Source organism: Hydrogenophaga flava NBRC 102514 (assembly GCF_001571145.1).
Taxonomy (GTDB): Bacteria; Pseudomonadota; Gammaproteobacteria; order Burkholderiales; family Burkholderiaceae_C; genus Hydrogenophaga; species Hydrogenophaga flava.
Window position 1 is genome coordinate 39,158 of the sequence record NZ_BCTF01000030.1, and the last position, 19,251, is coordinate 58,408.

Consider the following 19,251-nt stretch of genomic DNA (forward strand, 5'->3'; position numbering starts at 1 on the left):
CCGGGCGAAGAGAGCTGCGATGCGTGAGGGGCGCTGTGATCTTCTGGTGATCGGCTCCGGGGCCGGTGGGCTCTCGGCCGCCGTGACCGCCGCGCACCTTGGCCTCAAGGTCATCGTCGCGGAAAAAGACCCGCAGTTCGGCGGCACCACCGCCTGGTCGGGTGGCTGGATGTGGCTGCCGCGCAATCCGCTGGCGGTGGAAGCGGGCATCGTCGAGCCCATCGACGAGCCGCTGAACTACCTGCGCCACGAACTCGGTGAGCGCTTCGACGAGGCCCGCGCCCGCGCCTTCCTCGACGCCGCGCCGCGCATGGTTCAGTTCTTCCGCGCGAAGACCGCCCTGCGCTTCATCGACGGCAACGCCATCCCCGACTTCCACGGCCGCACGCCGCACGCGTCCACCGGAGGCCGCTCGCTCTGCGCCGCGCCCTTCGACGGCCGGCGCCTGGGCGCGCGCATCGCCGACCTCAAACCGCCGCTGCCCGAGACCACGCTCTGGGGCATGGGCATCGCCTCGGGCGCCGAGCTGCGCCACTTCCTCAACGCGATGCGCAAGCCCGCGTCCTTCTGGTACGTGACGAAGCGCGTGATGGCGCACTGGAAAGACCTGCTGCTGCACCGCCGCGGCATGCGCCTGGTCAACGGCAACGCGCTGGTGACGGCACTGGCGGCGTCGGCCTTCGAGGTCGGCGTCGACATCCGCACCCGCTCGCCTGCACGGCGCTTGTTGCGCGACGGTGAACGCGTGACCGGCGCCGTGCTGCACACACCTGACGGCCCCATAGAGGTCCACGCGGCCCGCGGCGTGCTGCTGGCCTGCGGCGGCTTCCCGCACGACACCGAGCGCAAGCGCGCCCTGCTGCCGCACGCGCCGACCGGCACCGAACACTGGTCAGCCGCCTCCCGCGGCAACACCGGCGACGGCCTGCGCCTGGGTGAGAGCGCGGGCGCCCGCGTGGGCACCGATGGCCTGCAGGCCGCCGCCCTGGCCCCCGTCTCGCTGGTGCCGCAGCGCGATGGCTCGTTCGCCCACTTCCCGCACCTGATCGAGCGCGCCAAGCCCGGCCTGATCATGGTGCGCGCCGACGGCCAGCGTTTCGCCAACGAGGCCGACTCGTACCACGACGTGATGCAGGCGCTGCTCCGCGCCACGCCCGCCGGCCAGCCGGTGCAGGCCTGGCTGGTGTGCGACCACAGCTTCATGCGCCACTACGGCCTGGGCGCCGCCAAGCCGGCCCCGATGCCGCTGGGCCCGATGCTGGCCAACGGCTACCTCAAGCGCGGCCGCACCCTCGCCGAACTGGCCCACGTCTGCGGCATCGCGGCCGACGGGCTGGAACGCACCGTGCAGCGCTACAACGCCATGGCCCTCGCTGGCAAAGACGAAGACTTCGCCAAGGGCGAGACGCCCTACAACCGCATGCAGGGCGACGCCACCTTCGCCGCCGAACGCGGCTGGTCGAATGCCTGCATGGGGCCGCTCGAACGCGGCCCCTTCTATGCCGTGCGCGTGGTCGCGGGCAGCCTGGGCACCTTCGCTGGCCTGAAGGTCAACGCCCAGGCCCAGGTGCTGGGCGAGCACGGCCAGCCCATCCCCGGCCTCTACGCCGGCGGCAACGACATGGATTCGATGATGGCCGGCCACTACCCCGCCGGCGGCATCACGCTGGGCCCCGCCATGACCTTCGGCTGGATCGCGGCGCATCACGCGTCCAACCGCCCCCTTCCCGTCTGATCACCCACAAGGACACCCATGTTCTATGAACTCGCCACCATGACCCTGCCCTTCGGCATCGCCGCCACCGCTGCCCAGAACGTGCAGGCCTTCTGCACCGCACCGGAAGCGAAGGGCGAACTGCTGGCCTGCTGGTTCACCGACATCGGCCCACTCAACCAGATGATCGTGCTGCGCGGTTTTTCGTCGCTCGCAGACCTGCAGGCCGAGCGAGAGCGCACCCAGCTCAGCGCCTCGCCCTTCGGCTGCGGCGAGGTCTTCCAGACGCTGGAGCAGCACAGCTACCGGGGCTTCCCATGGATGAAGCCGGTGCGTCCCAGCGCCGAAAGCGGCATCACCGGCCCCGTCTACGAGATCCGCACCTACGGCATCAAGCCGGGCGGTGTGCAACCCACCATCGACCTGTGGGAACAGTACGTGCCGCCGCGCGAACAGCTCTCGCCCTGCGTGGTCGCCATGGTCGCGATCGACGGCCCGCTGCGCTTCACCAACATCTGGGCCTACCCCTCGCTGGACGCGCGCTCCAAGGCCCGCGCCGACGCCGTGGCGCAGGGCATCTGGCCGCCCAAGGGCGGACCTGCGCACCTGACGACCGACATGTTTTCCACCATTGCGCTGCCCACCGCGGTGTCGCCCTTGAAATAAGGATCGCCCCCGCGCCGCTTCGCGTCACCCCCGTCCGGGGGCAACACCTGCGGCCCGGCAAAGCCGGTTCCGCGGTGTTCTGTGCACAAGCCCCTCACTCTCAGATTGTTTCGTTGACCACATCCATGCGAACCTACTCTCTCGCCTACCTCAGCTCCCACCGCTGCACGCCGCCGGAAGCGGTCCGTGTGGCGGCCGCCAACGGCTACCAGTTCGTCGGCCTGCGCCTCTGGCCCAACGCGCCGGGTGCGCCGCAGCAGTTCCTGATCGACAAACCCGAGGTGTTGCGAGAGACGCAGGCGGCGATGGCCGACACCGGCGTCGGCATCTTCGACGTGGAGATCATCCGCATCGGCGAGACCTTCGACCCGCACACATGGGACGCGCTGTACGACGCCTGCGCGGCGCTCAAAGCCAAGGCCATCCTGGTCGCGGGCGACGACCCGGATGAAGCGCGGTTGACGCAGAACTACGCCCGCCTGTGCGAGGTGATGGCGCCCTACGGCCTCACCGCCGACCTGGAGTTCATGCCCTGGACGGAAGTGAAAGACGCGAAAAGTGCGCTGCGCGTCGTGCAGAACGCCGGCACGCCCGCCAACGCCGGCATCCTGGTCGACGCGCTGCACTTCGGCCGCTCGACCACCACGCTGGACGACATCCGCGCCATCCCGCGCGAGCTGCTGCACTACGCGCAGATCTGTGACGCCGTGGCCGGCACGCACTTCAGCACCGAAGAAATGATCCACACCGCGCGCTGCGAACGCCTGCTGCCCGGCGACGGAACCATCGATGTGCGCGGACTGTTCGATGCCCTGCCCGCCGACCTGCCGGTCAGCGTCGAGGTGGTGAACCTCGAACGCGAAAAGACCGCCGACCCCACGCAATGGGCCGCCACCTGCCTGGCCGCCAGCCGCCCCTTCACAACCCCCCGCTGAATTCACCCGCTGAACCTCCGATCACCCCACGAGACAAGACCATGGACTTCGCCCTCAACGACGAACAGAAAATGATGATCGACACCGTGCGTCGCTTCATCGCCGAAGAACTCAAGCCCCTCGAAGACGAGGTGGAGAACTCCGGTGCGCTGCCGCAAGACAAGGCGCTCGCCATCCACCAGAAGGCCAAGGAACTGGGCCTCTACGCGCTGAACATGCCGGCCGAGCTCGGCGGTGGTGGCCTGTCCAACCTGGACCGCATCCTCTGCGAGGAACAGTTCGGCCACACCACCGACATCCTGATCCGCCGCGCCTTCGGCAACGTGTACGAACCGCTGCTGCACTGCAAGGGCGAGCAGGTCGAGCGCTGGCTCAAGCCGGCCGTGGAAGGAAAGCGCACCTGCGCCATCACCATCACCGAATCGGGCGCGGGTTCGGATGCGGCCGGCATCAAGACCCACGCCAAGCGCAACGAGCAAGGCCAGTGGGTGCTCAACGGCAGCAAGCACTTCATCAGCGACGGCATCTGGTCCGACTTCTTCCTGGTCTCCGCCAGGACCGGCGAGAAGGAGATCAGCATGTTCATGGTGGACAAGGGCCTGCCCGGTTTCACCGTCGGCAAGGACCAGGCCATGATGGGCATCCGCGGCACCCCGCACCTCGAACTGTTCTTCGACAACGTGGTGCTGGACGACGCGGCCCTGCTGGGTGAGCAGGGCCAGGGCTTCAAGCTGGCCATGGGCGCACTCAACGTGGTGCGCCTGGCGCAGGTGGGCGCGCGCGCCGTGGGCAAGGCCACGCACGTGTGCGAGCTGATGCTGAACTACGCGAACGACCGCAAACAGTTCAACACCCGCATCGGCGACTTCCAGATGGTCCAGCAGATGCTGGCCGACAGCGTGATCGAGATCAACGCCGCGCGCTGGATGGTCTACCAGGCCGCCTGGATGCTGGACCAGGGCCTGGACGCGCGCGAGCAGATCGCCATGGTGAAGGTGCACGCAGCGGAAACGCTGGGCCGCGTGGTGGACCGCGCGGTGCAGGTGTTCGGCGGCATGGGCTTCTGCAAGGAACTGCCGATCGAGCGCTACTACCGCGACGCGCGCATCTACCGCATCTTCGATGGCACGTCGGAGATCCACCGCGGGGTGATCGCCAAGAGCGCGCTCAAGAAGGGCGCGCAACTGTTCGACGTGAACCGGTGATCGCCATGAGCCAGAGCAAGTTCATGACCGCCGCCGAAGCGGCCAAGCTGATCAAGGACGGCGACACCGTGGGCCTGATGGGCGGCGGGGGTGGCCTGATGGAAGCGACGCACCTGTTCGAGGCGGTGCAGGCGCGCTACCTCGCCACCCAGCAGCCGCGCAATCTCACGGTGATGCACGCCCTGGGCATCGGCGACAAGAAGACCAAGGGCATGAACTGCTTCGCGCACGAAGGCCTGGTGAAGAAGGTCATCGGTGGCCACTGGGTCTGGTCGCCCGCCATGCAACAGCTGGCGCTGGACAACAAGATTGAGGCCTACATCCTGCCCGGCGGCGTGAGCAGCCAGCTCATGCGCGAGATCGGCGCCGGCCGCCCCGGCCTCATCAGCCACGTGGGCCTGGGCACGGTCTGTGACCCGCGCTTTGGCGGCGGGCGCATGAACGACGCCGCGAACGAAGATCTGGCCGAGGTGATCCGTATCGACGGCCGCGAGTGGCTGCGCTACAAGCCCTTCCCCATCCACGTCGCCATCGTGCGCGCCAGCGCGGCCGATGAGGACGGCAACATCAGTTTCGAGCACGAGGCCGCCAACCTCGACGCGCAGTCGCTGGCCCTGGCGGCGCGCAACAGCGGCGGCACGGTGATCGTGCAGGTCAAGGAACGCTTGCCGAAAGGCGCGCTCAAGGCGCGCGAGGTGCGCATCCCCTCCGCCTGGGTGGACGCCATCGTGGTCGACCCGGCGCAGCAGACCAGCTACGACATCCCCTTCGACCCCGCCTTCAGCGGCGAACTCACCGGCGAAGCCCGCGCGGCCAGCGAGGCCGAGGACCACGCGCGCGAAGTCGCCGCGTCACAGGAAGCCTTCAGCGAACGCCAGGCCGTGGCCCGCCGGGCTCATGTTGAGCTGTTCAACACCGGCAAGGCGCGCCCGGTCATCAACTACGGCGTGGGCGTGCCCGACGCGGTGGCCAAACTGATCGCCGCGCGCAACGAGCAGCACCGCATCTACCAGACCATCGAACACGGCACCTACGGCGGCACGCTGATGGACGGCGTGCTGTTCGGCTACGCCCGCAACGCCACCGCCATGCTCGACGCGGCGACGCAGTTCGACTTCTACGGTGGCGGCGGGCTGGACGTGGCCTGCCTGGGCTTCGGCGAGTTCGACGAGGAAGGCAGCGTCAACGTCTCGCGACTGGGCGGCGTCACCGTCGGCCCCGGCGGATTCATCGACATCGCGCAGAACGCGAAGAAGGTGGTGTTCTGCGGCACGCTGGCGGCCAAGGGCGTGAAGCTCGCCACCGGCGACGGCCAGATGCGCGTGCTGCAGCAGGGCGCGGTGAAGAAGCTGGTGAAGAAGGTGGACCAGATCACCTTCAGCGGCCCGCAGGGCCTGGTCCGCGGGCAGGAGGTGCTGTACCTCACCGAACGCGGCAGCTTCCGCCTCACGCCACAGGGCATCGAGCTGTTCGAGATCGCGCCGGGCATCGATCTGCAGCGCGACATCCTGGACCAGATGGACTTTGCGCCGCGCGTGGCGGCCGACCTGAAGGTGATGGACGCCGCGCACTTCACCGCCGCCTGAACCGCCTGCGCGAGGCTGCGCGCTAACGCTGCGAACGCAGTGTTTCGTAGGCCTCGCTCACGCGCTTGAACTCGCGCTCGGCCAGCTGCTGCACCAGCGGCGGCACATGGCCGAGGCGGTCGGGGTGGTACTGCTGCAGCAGGGTACGCCGCGCGCGCTCCACCGCCTCCCAGGGACTGCTCTCCTCCAGGCCCAGCACAGACCAGGGCGTGGCCTCGGCCGCAGCGTCCGACACGGCCTCATCGCCTTCGTCGGTGTCGCTGTCGGCCTCGGGCGGCTCGATGCGCTGCACCAGACACACCGCCGCCTGCCAGTGCACCGCGTACTCGGTCTGACAAGTCGGGCAGCGCACCTCGCCGGGGGCGTCCAGTACGGGGATGCGCAGGCGCTTGTGGCAGCTCACGCAGCGCAGGATGGGCGGCTGGAGCGCGGCCGCTGGCGATGGCTCGGCGGCGGCTTCGGGCGAGGAGCCCAGTGCGGCGCGCAGGCGCTCGGTCTTGGACAGCGGGCGGCAGGCCAGCTCGGCCGCCAGCGCCTCGCACACCGACGGGTTGCAGCCGTACTCCTGGTGCAGCATGGCCAGCTCGTCCACGCTCAGGGATTGCAGCGGCCGCGCGCGGTTGGGCGGCGGCAGCAGCACCAGATCGGCCGGTTCGGTGTCCAGCAGCTGGCGAACGTGCCAGAGGTCTTCGCCCGTCAGGGGCATCGTGGCCAGCGCCTCGGCCGGCTCCACCAGACCGGCCAGCATCTGGATGGTCAGGGGCGGCAGGTCCAGAAAGGCCGCGCAGGCCTGGGCCAGGTCGTCGTCGAGCGCCTCGATAGGCCGGAACCCGATGCGCAACTGGCTCAGGCTCCAGTAGCTCAAGCCCATCGCGGTGGCCAGCTCGCCCTGCGACAGGTCCTGCTCCGTCGCCGCCTGCATCAGGGCCGCAACCAGCAGGCCACCCGGCCGCTTGAATCCGTCCGGGTCGAGCCGTCCGCTCCAGCGATCGGGAGGACATTGAACGGTCGATGCCGACGCACTGGCGCGGGCGGTGGCTGTGGGCATGGCGGGGGGGGTCCGGAGGGACAGCTGGCAAAACAGCGCTGGATCGTACCGGGTAAACCCTTGGGCTGCGGGCCCTGTGCCATTCACGGTCGCGGACCCTATACTGCCCAAATGAACGAACCAGTACATTCTCGGCGGCAAGTGGTTCGCACCAAGGCGTCGGCGGCGAAGGAACCCACCCGCACGAACGACCCCGACCGCACCATGGCCAACATCCTGGAAGTAGCCAAGGTGGAGTTCGCCGAGAAGGGCCTGGCCGGCGCGCGCATCGACGAGATCGCCGCCACCACCCAGACCAGCAAGCGCATGATCTACTACTACTTCGGTAGCAAGGAAGGTCTGTATACCGCCGTGCTGGAGGCGTCCTACCGAGAGATGCGGACGCACGAGGCGGAGCTGAACCTGGACGACCTATCGCCGCTGGACGCCCTGCGCCGGCTGGTGGCCTATACCTTCGACCACCACCGCCTGAACGAGCACTACATCCGGCTGGTGATGGGCGAGAACATCAACCGCGGCCAGTACCTGGCGCAGAGTCCGGCGATCCAGGCACTCAACGTGCCCGCCATCTCCGCCATCCGCACGCTGTACGACCGCGGCGTGGCCGCTGGCGTGTTCCGCCCCGGCCTCGACGCGCTGGACATCCACGCGTCCATTTCGGCGCTCACGTTCTTCAACGTGTCCAACCGCCACACCTTCGGACTGATCTTCAAGTTCGATGCCAGCGCCCCCGAGTGGATAGACCAGCGCCGCCGCAGCGTGATCGAGATGGTCGAGCGCTTCGTGCTCGCCATCTGAGCCCCCGCCCCCGCGAGACCGCCCGCCGGTCTGGTCTTGTGATGCCCTTGCCGGGTAAACACCTACGCGGCCGTCGTTGACTGAATTAACCAGTTCGTACATTATTTCCTGGCGGCCAGAAACGCCTTGCCCGCGCCGTTCATTTCAGCCTTCCATCCCTTCAGGAGACAAACCATGACGAACCGCTTCACCCGCCGCGTGCTGCTCGGCGCCACCACCGCCCTGTGCGCCGCCGCCCTGCCCCAGTGGGCCCTGGCCCAGGGCAAGGTTGAGCTGATCTATTCCGACACGGTGGTCGAGTCCGACCCGCGCGCCGTCATCCTCAAGGACGTGTTCGGCAAGGCCCTCGGCGCCGACTTCGACTTCAAGCCCTACTTCGGCGCGACCCTGTTCAAGCAGGGCACCGAACCGGTGGCCATGCAGCGCGGCAACCTGCACCTGGCCAACCTGGCCGCGTTCGACGTGCAGAAGCAGATCCCGGCCTGGAGCATCGTGACCACGCCCTACGTGTTCCGCGACCACATCCACATGAAGAAGGTGTTCGACAGCGATGTCGGCAAGGAACTCTTCGCCATGATGGAGAAGCAGATGGGCCTGAAGGTGCTGGCCGTGCCCTACATCGGCACCCGCCACCTGGGCCTCAAGCCCAAGAAGAAGATCAACACCCCGGCCGATCTCGCTGGCATCAAGCTGCGCATGCCGCCGGGCGAAGGCTGGCAGTTCGTCGGCACCGCCATGGGCGCCAACCCCACGCCGCTGGCCTTCACCGAGGTCTACACCGCACTGCAGACCGGCGCCATCGACGGCCAGGACAACCCCATGGGCGCCGTCAAGAGCATGAAGTTCTACGAGGTCAGCTCGCAGATCGTCAAGACCAGCCACCTGGTCGCCAACAACCTGTTCGCCATCAGCCTGTCCAAGTGGAACAGCCTGAGCCCGGCCCAGCAGAAGACGGTGCAGGACGCGGCCGACAAGTTCGAGGCCGCCGTCACAGCCCAGGCGCTCAAGGACGACGTGGAACAGGAAGCCTTCATGAAGCAGCAGGGCCTGGACGTGTACACGCCCGACCTGGTTGCCTTCCGCAAGCACGTGCTGGAGCAGTACGGCAAGAGCAAGTTCGCCGCCGACTGGCCGGCCGGCATGCTGGACCGCATCAACAAGCTGTGACCTGAACGCCCCGGACCCTCACCATGACCTCTCCCTCCACCGTGCGGCCGGCCCACCGGCTGCTGCGCTGGCTGCAGCTGGGCGCCAACCATGTGCTGGTGCTGATGATGGCCACGATGTTCGTGTCCTTCATCCTGCAGATCGGCTTTCGCTACGTGTCCAACAAACCGCTGGCCTGGACGGACGAGGTCTGTGTGCTGATGTGGCTCTGGGGCATTCTCTGGGGCGGTTCGTTCGTGATGAGCAACCGCGACGACATCCGGTTCGACGTGCTCGCCAGCCACGTGTCGCGCGGCGTGCGGCGGGTGCTCACGGTGGTGGTCAGCGCCGCCATCGTGGCGATCCTGCTGCTCTCGCTGCCCGCCAGCTGGAGCTACATCAGCTTCATGAAGGTCGAAGACTCGGCCGCGCTGGGTATCCGCATGGACTTCTTCTTCTCGATCTACCTCGCCTTCGTGGTGGCGATGGTGGTGCGCCACGCCTGGCTGGGCATCGAGGCCTTTCGCAACCGCCTGTTCGACGACGAGCCCGCTGACTTGGCGGCCGGGGAAAACGCATGAACCTGTTCTCTCCCTTCGCGATGACGGTGTACCTGATCATCGCCCTGAGCCTGATGGGCCTGCCCATCGGCCTGTCCATGCTGGCCAGTTCCATCATGTACCTGTTCATCACCGGGCAGGACATGGGCATTGCCGCCGAACAGCTGCTGCAGGGGCTGAACAACAGCTACACCCTGCTGGCCATCCCGCTGTTCATTCTCGCGGCCGAGATCATGAACATGGGCTCGCTCACCGACAAGTTGCTGGGCTTCTGCAACGCCATCGTCGGGCGCTTCCGCGGCGGCCTGGGCCACGTGAACATCCTCTCGTCGCTGATCTTCTCGGGCATGTCCGGCTCGGCCATTGCCGACGCCGCCGGCGTGGGCCGTATGGTCATCAGCATGATGACGCGCGGCGGCCGCTACACCCCGGCCTACGCCGCGGCCGTGACCGCCGCCTCGGCGGTGATCGGGCCAATCATTCCGCCCTCGATCCCGCTGGTGCTCTACGGCCTGATCTCGGACGCCTCCATCGGCTTCCTGTTCATGGCAGGCATCGTGCCCGGCCTGCTGATCAGCGTGGTGCTGATGGCCATGAACGCCTACCTGGCGCGCGTGCGCAACTTCCCGGTGGAAGAGGCGGTGCCGCTGCGCCAGATACCGGGCATCACCTTCCGCGCCCTGCCCGCGCTGCTGATGCCGGTGGTGTTGCTGGGCGGCATCTACAGCGGCGTGATGACACCCACCGAGGCCGCCGCCGTCGCCGCGCTCTACGCCCTGGTGATCTCCATCGTGCTCTACCGCTCGGTCACGCTCAAGGGCGCCTACGGCGCGCTGCTCTCCAGCGGCCGCTCCATGGCCACCATCGGCATCCTGATCTCGGGCGCACTGGTCTTCAACTACGTGGTCACGCGCGAGAACATCCCGGTCACCGTGAGCCAGATCCTGACCGCGATGGACCTCAGCCCCATGGGCTTCCTGCTGATGGTCAACGTGATCCTGCTGATCCTGGGCGCCCTGCTCGAAGGCGGCACCATCCTGCTGGTGATCGTGCCCATCCTGATTCCCACCGCCAAGCTGCTGGGCATCGACATGGTGCACTTCGGCCTCGTCGTCACGGTCAACCTGATGATCGGCCTGATCACCCCGCCCTATGGCCTGTTGCTGTTCATCATGGCCAACATCACCGGGCAGTCAATCAAGGCCATCGTGATGGAAACCCTGCCGTTCCTGGCGGTGATGCTCGGCGCGCTCTTCTTCATCACTTACGTGCCCGACGCCGTGCTGTGGCTGCCGCGCATGTTCGGCTACCAGGGCTGAGCCCTTCCTGAAAGAACCGAATGATCCACCCCGACATCCACCGCTTCCTCACCGACTGGGACGCCGCCTGGGCCACCCTGCCCCCCGGCTCTGGTCCGGCCGCGCGCCGCGGCCACTTCGAAGGTGTGGCCGCCGCCATGCGCGAGCCGCACCCGCCGGGCATCGGCACGCGCGAGCACCATGTGCCCGTGCCCGAAACCGGCGAGACGGTGCGTGTGCGCGAGTTCCGCCCGCAGGGCGTGGCCGCGCCGCTGCCGGCACTGATCTACATGCACGGCGGCGCCTGGATGCAAGGCAGCCCCGAAACCCACTGGGACATCACCGCCGGCATCGCCGGGCTCAACCAGCAGGTGGTGCTGAGCGTGGACTACGCGCTGGCGCCCGAGCAGCCCTTCCCGCGCGCGCTCAATGAGACCCTGGCCGTGGCGCGCTGGGCGCACGACCACGCCGCCGCACTGGGCCTGCGCGCCGACGCCATTGCCATCGGCGGCGACAGCGCGGGCGGCAACCTCGCAGCCGCCGCCACGCTGGAACTGCGCGGCACGCCACAGGCGCCGCGCGCGCAACTGCTGATCTATCCCGCCACCGATCTCAGCACGGACCGCCCCTCGCACCGCGAGAACGCCAACGGCCCCCTGGTGGTCGTGGCCTCCATGCACGTGGTCAACGCCATGTACTGCCCCGACACCAGTCTGCACTTCACGCCCCGCATCTCTCCGCTGCGCGCGGCCAGCCACGGCGGCCTGCCGCCGGCCTTCATCGCGGTGGCCGAACACGACCCGCTGCGCGACGAAGGGGTGGCCTACGCCGAAGCGCTGCAGGCGGCCGGCGTGCCGGTGGAACTCGACCGCGGCGAAGGCCTGATCCACGGCTACCTGCGGGCCAAGGCCTACTGCGCCCCGGCGCGCGAGCGCTTCGAACGCATGGCCGCCTGGTTGCGGACCGCGCTCACCTGAACAACACGGCCATGGACACCGCCACGCCCACCGCACCCGGCCTGCGCCACGCGTTCACGATTCGTGCGCAGATCGGTGCCATCGGCGCCGGTGGCACCGGCCCGCTGGGCGTCCGCCAGCACATCCCCATCACCGGCGGCGAGGTCAGCGGCCCGGCGCTGCAGGGCCGCATCCTGCCCGGCGGCTCCGACTGGGCGCTGGTCAGGGCCGACGGCGCTTCCTTCATCGACGCGCGCTACACCGTCGAGGCACAGGACGGCACGCTGATCTACGTGCAAAGCCGCGGCCTGCGCGTGAGCAGCCCCGAGGTGCTGGCGCGCATGCGTGCCGGCCAGCCAGTGGACCCGTCCGAGGTCTACTTCCGCGGCGCCCCCAGCTTCGAGGCGCCCGAGGGGCCGCACGGCTGGCTCAACCGCCGCCTGTTCGTCGCGACCGTCGCGCGCGAGCCGGACGGCGTCTGCCTGCAGGTGTTCGAGGTTGAATAATCCCGGAGTTCCTCCACCACGCACACCCCTACGCCATGAAAAAAATCCTCATCCTCAACGGACCCAACCTCAACCTGCTGGGCACGCGTGAGCCCGCCCAGTACGGCTACACGACGCTGGCCGATGTGGAGGCCTTCTGCAAGGCCCATGGCGAGGCGATCGGTTATGAGGTCGAGTGCTTCCAGAGCAGCTGGGAAGGCGCGCTGCTGGACAAGATCCACGAATACGGCCGGCTCTACAAGGCCGGCGAGGTGCTGGGCGTGGTCATCAACCCCGGCGCACTCACCCACACCTCGATCGCCCTGCACGACGCCATCAAGGGCGTCGACCCGATGCCGGTGATCGAGTGCCACATCTCCAACGTGCATGCGCGCGAGGAATTCCGCCACCACTCCTGGGTCTCGCCCGCCGCCGCCGGCATCGTGGTCGGCTTCGGGGTGGACGGCTACCTGGTGGCCATGGACGGCCTGGTGCGCAAGTTCGTGAATTCGGCCGCCACGAAGAAGCCCTGAAGAGGCCCTGACCCACTGGTCCGCGGCGTCCCGGACGCCTGCGGGTTTTCCCGCAAACTGCGCGATTAACGAACACCAGAGATCGCTGAACAGACATACCAAGCCCGGCAGACCGCCCGTTCTGCGCCCCGCGCTCCTACAGTCCCGCCCACCATGATCAACGGCAACACCGAACTCATCGCCCACATCGGCTACCCGACGCACACGTTCAAGTCGCCGATGATCTACAACCCCTTCTTCGAGAAGCACGGGATCAACGCGGTGGTCGTGCCCTTCGGCTGCAAGCCCGAGGACTACCCGGCCTTCCTCAAGAGCGTCTTCACGCTCACCAACATCCGCGGCGCGCTCATCACCATGCCGCACAAGGTGGTCACCGTCGGCCTGCTGGACGAGGTCACGCCCACCGTGCGCGTGGCCGGCGCCTGCAACGCCGTCAAGCGCCTGCCCGACGGCCGCCTGGTGGGCGACCAGTTCGACGGCGCCGGTTTCGTGCGCGGCGTGCTGCGCAAAGGCCTGAAGCTGGCCGGAGCCCGCGTGCTGGTGGTGGGCAGCGGCGGCGTGGGCTGCGCCATTGCCGCCTCGCTGGCCGGCGCGGGCATCGCCCACATCAGCCTGTACGACGTGAGCACCGCCTCGGCCGAGGCCCTGGGCCAGCGCATCCGCGACAACTACCCCGCCATCGACGTGAAGACGGGCAGCAACGACCCGGCCGGCTTCGACCTCGTGGTCAACGCCACACCCATGGGCATGAACGAAGGCGATCCGCTGCCGCTGGACGTCTCGCGCCTGGACCCGGCCACCTTCGTCGGCGAGGTGGTGATGCGCACCGAAATGACCGCCTTCCTCACCGCCGCCGCGGCCAGAGGCAGCAAGGTGCAAGTGGGTTCCGACATGCTGTTCGAAATGATCCCCGCCTATCTGGAATACTTCGGCTTCGCCACCACGACCGCCGAAGAACTGCGCTCTGTGGCCCGACTGAGCTACTGATCCGCAGCCCCTCCTTGCCCGACCCCCACTACCCCCACCCCGGCCGCGGCATTGCCCTGGCCGTCCTCGCCACGGCCTGTTTCGCCCTGCTCGACACCACCAGCCAGTACGTGGGCGGCGTGGTGCCGGTGATGATGGCCGTCTGGCTGCGCTTCCTGGTGCAGGCCGGCATGACCGCCGCCATGCTCTGGCCCAGCCAGGGCCGCTCGCTGCTCGTCACCCGCGCCCCCTGGTGGCAGCTGATTCGCGGCGCGCTCATGGTCACCTCGGGCACCGTCGCCTACATCAGCCTGCAGCATGTGCCGGTAGGCGAATTCACCGCCATCCTCATGCTGGTGCCGCTGGTCATCACCCTGCTGGCCGCGGTGCTGCTGCGCGAACACGTCAGCGTGCTCACCTGGCTGCTGGTGGCCGGCGGCCTGACGGGCGCGCTCATCGTGGTGCGGCCCAAGGGCAGCGACCTGAACATCGGCATGTTCCTGCCACTGCTGCTGGTGGTCATCAACGCGCTCTACCAGATCGTCACCAGCAAGATGGTCAAGACCGAAGACCCCGGCACCATGCACTTCTACACCGGACTGACCGGCCTGGTGTTCGGCACTGTGGCCCTGCCCTGGAGCTGGGCGCCGATGCAGGACCCGATGCTCTGGCTGCTGGTGGGCCTGATCGGCGTGTTCGGCTCGCTGGGCCACTATTTCATGATCAAGGGCTACCAGAAGGCGCCGGCCTCGCGCATCACGCCCTACATGTACACCCAGATCGCCTTCGCCACACTGGCCGGCTGGGTGGTGTTCGGCTACGCGCCCGACGTGTGGACGGTGCTGGGCATCGCGCTGATCGCGGTGTGTGGCGTGCTGGGCGTGCGGGCGCGCTGAGAGCGCCGCCTCAGCGCGAAATCTTGCGTTCCACCTCGGCCACCCGGCCCGCGTGGAAGCGGATGACGGTCAGCGTCTGTGGGTCCCGCGGATGAGGAAAGTAGGTCCAGGACTTTTCCTCGGGCTGGCCCCGCACGGCGCGGTGCACGGCCTCGTGGTCGGGCGGACCGATCTTCAGCACCACCTCGCCTTCGCCCATGCCCTGGCGGATGAACTTGCGCTCGCCGGCGTCGGGCTCTGCCGACACGGCGGAGGCGCTGGCCAGCGCGAGCAGGGCCAGTGCAGTGAATCTCTGGATGTCCATCGTTCGTTCCTTCGGCCGGCTCAGCAGCGCCCGGCCGCGCGCAACAGGGCGTTGCACTCGGGCCCGGCGGCCTTGGGCGCCGCGGCCGGCGCAGCGCCTTTGCTGCCCACCATGGCGGTGCAGATGGCGTCGGAGTTCGGCATCTGCCCGAAGCTCATCGCCTTCTGGAAACCGGTGACGCCGTAGAGGTAGCAGCGGTAGGCCGCGCCGTCGCGGGTCTGCACACTGTAGTTGATGCGGCCGCCGGTCTCTTCCGATCGGTCGCTGATGGTGAACTGGCCGACGGTGCGGCCGATGGCCTGCGCCGTGCGCTGCTCCAGGCCGCTCTGGTCGATGGTGGCGGCGCAGCCGCCCAGCAGGGCCAGCACAGCGGCGGCGGAGGCGATGGATCGAAGGTGCATGAAAGGCTCCAGTGGGTTCGAGGGGTTCATCGGACAAAACAGTTGTCGGCGGGCACGGTAGCCAGGCTGGCCGACACCGCCGACAGCGTGGGCTGGATGCTCGGGATCTCGTCGCCCAGCAGGCAGAGCAGCGGCGGCGAACGCAGCGCCCAGATGGCGCCGTGGCGCATGCCGATGACGGTGCGGTACAGGCCCCAGTGCGCGGCCAGGCCACCGCCCGCCTCGGAGGGGTCGAAGCTCAGCGTGCCCAGCTTGGACGGGCCCGTCAGGCGCCCGCCACCGGCGCAGTCGTTGCCGCCGAAGGTGAACACGCCTTCGTAGTAGTCCAGCGTGTTGGCGCCGGTGACGCGGGCGCGCAGCATCTTCCTGTAGGACTGGCCGCCGGCCCTCACGCAGCCCTTCTGCACCCAGTCGCCGGCCAGCGCGTTGATGGACGCCGACGGCGTTTCCCCGCCCGAGCCGCCGTCGGGCGTGTCGTCGCCCCCACCGCCACCGCAGGCACTCAGGGCCAGTGCGGTCAACACCGCCAAGGCGGCGGCGGGGCGGCGTGCGAGGCCGGGCAGCGTGGAAAGGCGTGGCATGGAAAGCTCCTGTGTCGGACGGGATGAAAAAACGCGGACGAACGCCCGCCGGCAGGGCGAACGACGCCCCGCCTGGGTCGGTGCCAGGTCGGTGAAAAAGGAAGAGGGAAAAACTCAGCCCGGCTTGCGGGCGACGATGAACACGCGGATGTCCTTGCCCTTGGTGCCGTGGCGCTCCACCGCCTCGATCACCAGGCCCTGGCGCACCATGGCGGCCTGCAGCGTGTCTGCATCGAACAGGAGCACGTGGGGCGCCTTGCCGATGGCCTGCATCACCGGAATCGCCAGCCAGCGGATCAGCGGGTTCATCTCGGCCACACAGGCGGTCTTGGAAATCAGCAAGCCGCCCGGCCGCAGCGCCTGCACCGCCGAGGCCAGCGCGCCGTCCAGGTCGCTCACCAGGTGCAGCAGGTTGAAGGCCAGCACCGCGTCGTAGTCGCCCGGGCCGATCGCGGGCGCGTCGGCGTCGGCCACCGCAAACGCCAGCTGCGGAATGGGCTCGGCCGCCAGCTTCTCGCGGGCGATGGCGATCATGCCGGCCGACACGTCGGTGGCCAGCAGCCGCCGCGTGAACGGTGCCAGCCGCAGCGCGGTGCTGCCGGTGCCGCAGCCGATCTCCAGCACGTTCATCTCGGCCGTCAGCAAGCCCTGCACGCGCCGCAGCGTGGCCTCATAACCCGGCATGTCGGCAATCGGGTCGGCTGCGTACTTGCGCGCGATGCGGTCCCAGAAGCGGGCCTTGCGGGACACGACGTCGCCGCTCTGCGGCGGGCGTTGGGTGTCGATGGAGGGGGTGGTGGACAGCGGCATGACCGGCATCCTATCCATGCACAAGCCCGATAGGAACTGCGGTAAATTGCAGCGGACATATACATAAACGCATGAACAACCTCGACTGGAACCAGCTCAAGGCCTTCCTTGAAACCGCCGAAACCGGCTCGCTCTCGGCCGCCGCGCGCAAGCTGGGCCTGACCCAGCCCACGCTCAGCCGCCAGGTGGCCGCGATCGAACAGCGCATGGGCGTGACCCTGTTCGAGCGGGTGGGCAAAAGCATGGTGCTCACCCCCACCGGCATGGACCTGCTGGAGCACGCGCGCGCCATGGGCGCCGCCGCCGACGCGCTGGGCCTGGCCGCCACCGGCCGCTCGCAGGCCGTGGGCGGTGTGGTCTCGGTCTCGGCCAGCGACGCGGTCGCCGCCATGCTGCTGCCGCCGCTGGTGAAGAAACTGCGCGAGCAGGAACCGGGCATCGCCGTCGAGGTGATTCCGTCCAACGCGCTGAGCGACCTGCTGCGCCGCGAGGCCGACATCGCCGTGCGCCACGTCAAGCCCGAACAGCCCGAGCTGATTGCCCGCTTCATCCGCGAGGCCACGGCCCACTTCTATGCGTCAGAAGCGTGGGTGAAGACCCACGGCCACCCGCGCAGCGCCGAAGACGCCGCCCACCTGCCCTTCGTCGGCTCCGACCGCCAGGGCCAGTACCTGGGCTACCTGCGCATGCACGGCCTGAACCTGAGCGAAGCCAACTTCAGCTGCTACGCCGACCACACCGTGGCGCACTGGGCGCTGGTGCAACAGGGCCTGGGCATCGGCGCGATGATGGAAGAGATTGCCCGCGACACACCCGGCATGGTCCGCGTGCTCGACGACCTGCCGCCCATCCGGTTCCCGGTCTGGCTGGTGACGCACCGGGAGTTGCGGACCTCGAGGCGGATTCGGGTGGTGTTTGAGGCGTTGGCGGAGGGGTTGGGGTGAAGAAAAGAATGAATCCCGTCTCGCATCGGACAATGGCGGATGCAGTTTCATGGAATCACAACAACACTCGCCCTTATTTTTTTTGAGATTCGCATGGCCCAAACACCCCGCACAGGCAAGCCAACTCAGCCGGATCTGTGGGATACGCGGAGTTAGCCAACATGGAACGAGAGTGGTACGCCGTGAAGGGGCTGTTCCGTTGGTACTTCAAGTCCGATGGTTCTACGGATAGCGTGGAAGAACGTGTGCTTTTGTTTTTGGCCTCGAGCTTCGATGAGGCACTTGCCATGGCAGAGTCTGAGGCACAGGTGTACTGCGCAGACGACCCGAAGGCAAATTTCAGTATTGAGTCGATGGGCTGGTGGGATGCATATCGTGTAGAGGAAGAGCCCAACTCAGGCGTCGAGGTTTACTCACGACTCTCAAAGACAAATCTCTCTGTCGATGCATTCATACGCCGCTACTACCCGCGAAGCCATGATGAGCATGCGGTCTAGCTGGTCATTCGACACTGGCCTCTGCACCTGAAAGGTTGTCGCCAATGGTCGGCACCAGTCCTAGTCCACGTCACGAAGTCTTCAAGTACCGCCGCTCGACCCCCGCTGACGCCCTGCCCCTCAGCACACTCGCAACGCAAGTCTTCCTCGACACCTACGCCACCCACGGGATCAACGATGCACTCGCCCGGGAGGTGGCCACGGTCTACTCCGCCGAGGTGTTTGAACGGCGGCTGCGGGATGCCGCTGTCGAGCTGTGGACGGTCGAAGCCGGCGGGTACACGGTGGGTTTCGTGGACATCGCCTTTGCAACCAGCTGCCCGGTTCCGGGCGTGCGCGGCGCCGAGGTGTTCCGGCTGTACGTGCAGCGCCCGTTCTTGCGTCGTGGCCTGGGGCGCGCCCTGATCGCCAAGGCCGAAGCGTCGGCGCGTGCGCGGGGCCTGGATGCCATCTGGCTCACCGCCTGGGCCGGCAACCACGGTGCTCTGGCGTTCTACCAGTCGCAGGGCTTCCGGGACATCGGGACTACGGAATATGTCATCAATGGCGTGGGCTACGAGAACTGTGTGCTCTGCAAGCCAATGCTTCACGATGGGACTCAGGGTGAGTGGTGCAAGTAGTGGGCTGCTGCCGGTTCCGTTGACACCGACCTAAGCTTCTTGAGCTTTCTCGAACTGTACGGGACTGAGATAGCCGAGCGTCGAATGCCGTCGCGTCGGGTTGTAGAAGCACTCGATGTAGTCGAACACGTCTGAACGGGCCTGCCCGCGCGTTCGGTACACCTTCCTGGCCGTGCGCTCGGTCTTGAGCGAGCTGAAGAAGCTCTCCATGGCCGAGTTGTCCCAGACCTCACCGGCCCGGCTCATGCTGCAAGTGATGCCCTGTTCATCCAGCAGCTTCTGGAAGTGCTCGCTGGTGTACT

General features: G+C 67.8%; 23 protein-coding genes. 17 read left to right on the top strand and 6 right to left on the bottom strand.

Translation table 11 applies throughout. The annotated features are described in order from the left end of the window. Positions 1-19: 19 nt before the first annotated feature. The 5 genes from HFL01S_RS21345 (at position 20) to HFL01S_RS21365 (ending at position 6,106) form a co-directional block, all read left to right on the top strand. Complete coding sequence (locus HFL01S_RS21345) at positions 20-1,735, top strand: FAD-dependent oxidoreductase (RefSeq protein WP_066262484.1); 1,716 nt, start codon at positions 20-22, stop codon at positions 1,733-1,735. Positions 1,736-1,753: 18 nt separating this feature from the next. Beyond that, positions 1,754-2,380 (top strand): NIPSNAP family protein, encoded by a 627-nt coding sequence (locus HFL01S_RS21350; RefSeq protein ID WP_066262486.1) that lies wholly within the window; start codon positions 1,754-1,756, stop codon positions 2,378-2,380. 125 nt (positions 2,381-2,505) lie between these two features. After that, positions 2,506-3,315, top strand: a complete 810-nt coding sequence (locus HFL01S_RS21355; protein WP_066262488.1) for a sugar phosphate isomerase/epimerase family protein — start codon at positions 2,506-2,508, stop codon at positions 3,313-3,315. A 41-nt stretch (positions 3,316-3,356) separates the two neighbouring features. Next, positions 3,357-4,520 (top strand): acyl-CoA dehydrogenase family protein, encoded by a 1,164-nt coding sequence (locus tag HFL01S_RS21360; RefSeq protein WP_066262490.1) that lies wholly within the window; start codon positions 3,357-3,359, stop codon positions 4,518-4,520. A 5-nt stretch (positions 4,521-4,525) separates the two neighbouring features. After that, complete coding sequence (locus tag HFL01S_RS21365) at positions 4,526-6,106, top strand: acyl CoA:acetate/3-ketoacid CoA transferase (protein WP_066262538.1); 1,581 nt, start codon at positions 4,526-4,528, stop codon at positions 6,104-6,106. Between the two features lie 22 nt (positions 6,107-6,128). Here HFL01S_RS21365 and HFL01S_RS21370 read toward each other — a convergent pair whose 3' ends face one another. Then, on the bottom strand, positions 6,129-7,154 hold the full coding sequence (locus tag HFL01S_RS21370; RefSeq protein WP_169802364.1) for a DnaJ domain-containing protein: 1,026 nt from the start codon (positions 7,152-7,154) through the stop codon (positions 6,129-6,131). 204 nt (positions 7,155-7,358) lie between these two features. On the opposite strand from HFL01S_RS21370, the gene HFL01S_RS21375 reads away from it, so the two are divergent. From HFL01S_RS21375 to HFL01S_RS21415, 9 genes are all read left to right on the top strand, one after another. Next, positions 7,359-7,952, top strand: coding sequence for a TetR/AcrR family transcriptional regulator (locus tag HFL01S_RS21375; protein ID WP_369407755.1), 594 nt, complete (start codon positions 7,359-7,361; stop codon positions 7,950-7,952). A gap of 174 nt (positions 7,953-8,126) precedes the next feature. Further along, positions 8,127-9,119, top strand: a complete 993-nt coding sequence (dctP, locus tag HFL01S_RS21380; RefSeq protein WP_066262495.1) for a TRAP transporter substrate-binding protein DctP — start codon at positions 8,127-8,129, stop codon at positions 9,117-9,119. 23 nt (positions 9,120-9,142) lie between these two features. Next, entirely contained in the window at positions 9,143-9,679 is a 537-nt protein-coding gene (locus HFL01S_RS21385) for a TRAP transporter small permease (protein WP_066262497.1), read from the top strand. Next, complete coding sequence (locus tag HFL01S_RS21390; protein WP_066262499.1) at positions 9,676-10,977, top strand: TRAP transporter large permease; 1,302 nt, start codon at positions 9,676-9,678, stop codon at positions 10,975-10,977. The genes HFL01S_RS21385 and HFL01S_RS21390 overlap by 4 nt, the downstream gene beginning before the upstream one ends. Before the next feature lie 20 nt (positions 10,978-10,997). Then, positions 10,998-11,933, top strand: coding sequence for an alpha/beta hydrolase (locus HFL01S_RS21395; protein WP_066262503.1), 936 nt, complete (start codon positions 10,998-11,000; stop codon positions 11,931-11,933). A gap of 11 nt (positions 11,934-11,944) precedes the next feature. Beyond that, a complete protein-coding gene (locus tag HFL01S_RS21400; RefSeq protein ID WP_066262510.1) occupies positions 11,945-12,418 on the top strand; it encodes a DUF3237 domain-containing protein in 474 nt (157 codons plus the stop codon). 35 nt (positions 12,419-12,453) lie between these two features. Beyond that, positions 12,454-12,930 (top strand): type II 3-dehydroquinate dehydratase, encoded by a 477-nt coding sequence (gene aroQ / locus HFL01S_RS21405; protein WP_066262512.1) that lies wholly within the window; start codon positions 12,454-12,456, stop codon positions 12,928-12,930. Positions 12,931-13,083: 153 nt separating this feature from the next. Next, positions 13,084-13,917 (top strand): shikimate dehydrogenase family protein, encoded by an 834-nt coding sequence (locus HFL01S_RS21410; protein WP_066262514.1) that lies wholly within the window; start codon positions 13,084-13,086, stop codon positions 13,915-13,917. A 14-nt stretch (positions 13,918-13,931) separates the two neighbouring features. Continuing rightward, positions 13,932-14,792 carry a DMT family transporter gene (locus HFL01S_RS21415; protein ID WP_066262516.1) on the top strand — a complete coding sequence of 287 codons (861 nt, stop codon included), beginning with the start codon at positions 13,932-13,934 and terminating at the stop codon, positions 14,790-14,792. Positions 14,793-14,802: 10 nt separating this feature from the next. On the opposite strand, the gene HFL01S_RS21420 is transcribed toward HFL01S_RS21415, so the two are convergent. The 4 genes from HFL01S_RS21420 to HFL01S_RS21435 all read right to left on the bottom strand — a co-directional run bounded on the left by HFL01S_RS21420 (position 14,803) and on the right by HFL01S_RS21435 (position 16,888). Beyond that, positions 14,803-15,096 (bottom strand): hypothetical protein, encoded by a 294-nt coding sequence (locus HFL01S_RS21420; protein WP_066262518.1) that lies wholly within the window; start codon positions 15,094-15,096, stop codon positions 14,803-14,805. Between the two features lie 20 nt (positions 15,097-15,116). Beyond that, positions 15,117-15,497, bottom strand: a complete 381-nt coding sequence (locus HFL01S_RS21425; RefSeq protein WP_066262520.1) for a hypothetical protein — start codon at positions 15,495-15,497, stop codon at positions 15,117-15,119. 26 nt (positions 15,498-15,523) lie between these two features. Beyond that, positions 15,524-16,078: a hypothetical protein gene (locus tag HFL01S_RS21430; RefSeq protein WP_066262524.1), complete on the bottom strand. Its 555-nt coding sequence runs from the start codon at positions 16,076-16,078 to the stop codon at positions 15,524-15,526. Between the two features lie 114 nt (positions 16,079-16,192). Next, entirely contained in the window at positions 16,193-16,888 is a 696-nt protein-coding gene (locus HFL01S_RS21435; RefSeq protein WP_084383552.1) for a class I SAM-dependent methyltransferase, read from the bottom strand. A gap of 71 nt (positions 16,889-16,959) precedes the next feature. On the opposite strand from HFL01S_RS21435, the gene HFL01S_RS21440 reads away from it, so the two are divergent. The 3 genes from HFL01S_RS21440 (at position 16,960) to HFL01S_RS21450 (ending at position 18,949) form a co-directional block, all read left to right on the top strand. Further along, on the top strand, positions 16,960-17,832 hold the full coding sequence (locus HFL01S_RS21440) for a LysR family transcriptional regulator (protein WP_066262526.1): 873 nt from the start codon (positions 16,960-16,962) through the stop codon (positions 17,830-17,832). A gap of 161 nt (positions 17,833-17,993) precedes the next feature. Continuing rightward, positions 17,994-18,329 carry a DUF4288 domain-containing protein gene (locus HFL01S_RS21445; RefSeq protein WP_066262527.1) on the top strand — a complete coding sequence of 112 codons (336 nt, stop codon included), beginning with the start codon at positions 17,994-17,996 and terminating at the stop codon, positions 18,327-18,329. A 44-nt stretch (positions 18,330-18,373) separates the two neighbouring features. Next, positions 18,374-18,949, top strand: a complete 576-nt coding sequence (locus HFL01S_RS21450) for a GNAT family N-acetyltransferase (protein WP_066262531.1) — start codon at positions 18,374-18,376, stop codon at positions 18,947-18,949. 30 nt (positions 18,950-18,979) lie between these two features. Here HFL01S_RS21450 and HFL01S_RS21455 read toward each other — a convergent pair. After that, positions 18,980-19,251, bottom strand: a 272-nt coding sequence (locus HFL01S_RS21455; protein ID WP_157539003.1) for an IS3 family transposase, incomplete at its 5' end; no start/stop codon positions are given.

What these genes read in the sequence shown, in the direction of transcription:
- HFL01S_RS21345 (WP_066262484.1), top strand. Translation starts at nt 20, where the DNA reads ATGCGTGAGGGGCGCTGTGATCTTCTGGTGATCGGCTCCGGGGCCGGT.
- HFL01S_RS21350 (WP_066262486.1), top strand. Translation starts at nt 1,754, where the DNA reads ATGTTCTATGAACTCGCCACCATGACCCTGCCCTTCGGCATCGCCGCC.
- HFL01S_RS21355 (WP_066262488.1), top strand. Translation starts at nt 2,506, where the DNA reads ATGCGAACCTACTCTCTCGCCTACCTCAGCTCCCACCGCTGCACGCCG.
- HFL01S_RS21360 (WP_066262490.1), top strand. Translation starts at nt 3,357, where the DNA reads ATGGACTTCGCCCTCAACGACGAACAGAAAATGATGATCGACACCGTG.
- HFL01S_RS21365 (WP_066262538.1), top strand. Translation starts at nt 4,526, where the DNA reads ATGAGCCAGAGCAAGTTCATGACCGCCGCCGAAGCGGCCAAGCTGATC.
- HFL01S_RS21370 (WP_169802364.1), bottom strand. Translation starts at nt 7,154, where the DNA reads ATGCCCACAGCCACCGCCCGCGCCAGTGCGTCGGCATCGACCGTTCAA.
- HFL01S_RS21375 (WP_369407755.1), top strand. Translation starts at nt 7,359, where the DNA reads ATGGCCAACATCCTGGAAGTAGCCAAGGTGGAGTTCGCCGAGAAGGGC.
- dctP (WP_066262495.1), top strand. Translation starts at nt 8,127, where the DNA reads ATGACGAACCGCTTCACCCGCCGCGTGCTGCTCGGCGCCACCACCGCC.
- HFL01S_RS21385 (WP_066262497.1), top strand. Translation starts at nt 9,143, where the DNA reads ATGACCTCTCCCTCCACCGTGCGGCCGGCCCACCGGCTGCTGCGCTGG.
- HFL01S_RS21390 (WP_066262499.1), top strand. Translation starts at nt 9,676, where the DNA reads ATGAACCTGTTCTCTCCCTTCGCGATGACGGTGTACCTGATCATCGCC.
- HFL01S_RS21395 (WP_066262503.1), top strand. Translation starts at nt 10,998, where the DNA reads ATGATCCACCCCGACATCCACCGCTTCCTCACCGACTGGGACGCCGCC.
- HFL01S_RS21400 (WP_066262510.1), top strand. Translation starts at nt 11,945, where the DNA reads ATGGACACCGCCACGCCCACCGCACCCGGCCTGCGCCACGCGTTCACG.
- aroQ (WP_066262512.1), top strand. Translation starts at nt 12,454, where the DNA reads ATGAAAAAAATCCTCATCCTCAACGGACCCAACCTCAACCTGCTGGGC.
- HFL01S_RS21410 (WP_066262514.1), top strand. Translation starts at nt 13,084, where the DNA reads ATGATCAACGGCAACACCGAACTCATCGCCCACATCGGCTACCCGACG.
- HFL01S_RS21420 (WP_066262518.1), bottom strand. Translation starts at nt 15,096, where the DNA reads ATGGACATCCAGAGATTCACTGCACTGGCCCTGCTCGCGCTGGCCAGC.
- HFL01S_RS21425 (WP_066262520.1), bottom strand. Translation starts at nt 15,497, where the DNA reads ATGCACCTTCGATCCATCGCCTCCGCCGCCGCTGTGCTGGCCCTGCTG.
- HFL01S_RS21430 (WP_066262524.1), bottom strand. Translation starts at nt 16,078, where the DNA reads ATGCCACGCCTTTCCACGCTGCCCGGCCTCGCACGCCGCCCCGCCGCC.
- HFL01S_RS21435 (WP_084383552.1), bottom strand. Translation starts at nt 16,888, where the DNA reads ATGCCGCTGTCCACCACCCCCTCCATCGACACCCAACGCCCGCCGCAG.
- HFL01S_RS21440 (WP_066262526.1), top strand. Translation starts at nt 16,960, where the DNA reads ATGAACAACCTCGACTGGAACCAGCTCAAGGCCTTCCTTGAAACCGCC.
- HFL01S_RS21445 (WP_066262527.1), top strand. Translation starts at nt 17,994, where the DNA reads ATGGAACGAGAGTGGTACGCCGTGAAGGGGCTGTTCCGTTGGTACTTC.
- HFL01S_RS21450 (WP_066262531.1), top strand. Translation starts at nt 18,374, where the DNA reads ATGGTCGGCACCAGTCCTAGTCCACGTCACGAAGTCTTCAAGTACCGC.